General features: G+C 28.9%; 1 protein-coding gene. It reads right to left on the bottom strand.

Annotated features, from left to right (window positions below):
- Positions 1–1,493, bottom strand: a 1,493-nt coding sequence (locus L8T90_RS07810) for a motility associated factor glycosyltransferase family protein (protein ID WP_263737171.1), incomplete at both ends; no start/stop codon positions are given.

Genomic DNA, 1,493 nt, shown 5'->3' with positions numbered 1-1,493 from the left:
GAATTATCCTCTATGAATTTTTTTAAATTTTGTATAGAATTTTCTATAATTTTTATTTGAGTTTCTAAGGTTTCTATAACTATTTTTAGCCATTCTTCATGTTTGATAAGCCAAATGATCATACGTATTTTTTTATCTTCTTGAGTGTGAGCGCTCATGGTTGAAATTTTAGCCAGTTCGAGTTCGGTGGTTGTTAAGGCAATTACAAGCGAGTCTGTAAAAATAGACATATTTTCGTCTTCAATAAATTCTTTGACTCTGTGAAGCTCATCATTTGTCTTTAAAATTTTTACAAAATTAATAGTATTTAAATTTATATGATATCTAGTTTGCTCAATGACTTTTAGGATAGGTTTTAGAAGTTTTTGACATTGATAAATTTTACTTTTACCAAAATTTATAAGTTTTATGAAGTGTTCATAGCTGAGTCTAGCAAGCAATAATTGTTCTTCTTTTGATAAAACTGGCAAATGTGGGAAAGTTGTCTTATCTTCTTTTAGTAAATTTTCACAAAGCTCTTTAAAAGGTTTTTCTATGGTACCTTCTATTCTAGCTCCACCTTCTGTAGCATTATAGGTGGTTATATTGTTTTTCAAAGCATCCTTTATACACAATTCATAACTTTGTATATAGGTTTTCCAAGCACCGTGAGTCCATACTTCTCCCTTTCCTCCATAAGCTAGTGTTTTTATGTGTTCATATCTGTATGTATCCAGAGTAGAGTTGTATAGAAATTCCATAGGATGGGAATTTCCATTTTCATCATAAGCTAAATCTTGCCCTATTAAAATAATATTTTTATGTTTTAGTTTTACGGCAAATTCAAAACCCATAGAAGCAACATTTAATCCACCCAAACTTCCAAAATTATCTATAAGATATTTGTGTGTATAAGTAGCAGAGGGTTTTAGAACAAGAAGATATTTTTTTTGATTTTTATCTAAATAATCTATAGTTTTAGGATTTGTTGAAGCGGTGATAATAAAGGTAATATTTTTATCCAGTTCTTCAAAATTATTATTGAAAAATTCACTTGAAAGTTCATTTGTTTCTAAACACATAACATAGTCTGGTTTTATATTGTATTTTGCTAGAATAGGGTAGCTTCCATCTGCGCTTATAATGGTTGTTTTGTCTTGAAATTCTTTTAATAAAGGCAATTGTTTAATCAAAGATGGACCGCTTGCTACTATAACAGCGTTGCTGTTTTTGCCTTCTCTTTGTTTGATTAAATCTTTAAATAAAGGCTTTCCAAGCATTCTTGCTGTATTTTGAATCGACTGTTTTAGATTTTTCTTAAAACTTTCAATTCCGGTGATACCTTGGGCTATAAAAACATAGTTAATCTTGTCGTTAAGTTGGTTTTCTAGTTCAATTCTTTTTTCACTGTATTTGTTATAATAAGAATTTAAAAGCAAAATCTTACTTTCATAGAGATAGTTTCTTAAATACAGCTCTCCCATTAAAAAGTTTATGATATTATCCATATCAAA

Source organism: Campylobacter sp. RKI_CA19_01121 (genome assembly GCF_025771295.1).
Lineage (GTDB): Bacteria > Campylobacterota > Campylobacteria > Campylobacterales > Campylobacteraceae > Campylobacter_D.
Note: the sequence above shows the minus strand (reverse complement) of the source record. Positions and strands in the feature narration are given on the sequence as shown.